We start from the raw sequence: 519 nt of genomic DNA, 5'->3' as shown, positions 1-519 counted from the left end.
GTAGTGAAATCGCGGGTTAGGGGCTGATTGGTTAAAGTAGCCCTGATCATTTCTACAGGAATTAAGTTCTCTTTAATCACCGCATCGTGAAAAGCTTTAAAGCTCATCTTACCACTATCAACCAGTTCTTTTTTCAGGGCAAAAAGCTGAAGACCGCCGGTAAGGTAAGCCACCTGGTATAAAGGACTATAATCGCCTTTGAAAGATCTTCGTACTTCGCCTTCTGCATTGGCGCGTTCGTGCCCTACACGATCGACCAGAAAATCGACACACTGTTGAGGAGTCCATTTACCCAGGTGAAAGTTTAGCGAAAAAAGAATCCTGGCACAACGGTGCATGCGCCAGAAAAGCATGCCCATTTTTTCTTCGGGAGTTTTGGCAAAACCTTTATCGTAGAGTAAAAGCTCCCAGTATAATGGCCAGCCTTCTACACTAAAAGGGGTTTTAAAAGGATCGCGATAGCTTTTATAACGGTTATTGATAAAATACTGATAATGATGACCAGGCAAGAGTTCGTGC

General features: G+C 43.5%; 1 protein-coding gene. It reads right to left on the bottom strand.

The genetic code is table 11. The features are described 5' to 3' along the window. A partial coding sequence (locus AC1DND_RS29275) for a DUF885 family protein (RefSeq protein WP_477586537.1) occupies positions 1-519 on the bottom strand: 519 nt, incomplete at both ends.

Source organism: Pedobacter sp. 01N416, from assembly GCF_056399685.1.
This window is presented reverse-complemented; position numbering and strand designations above follow the sequence as displayed.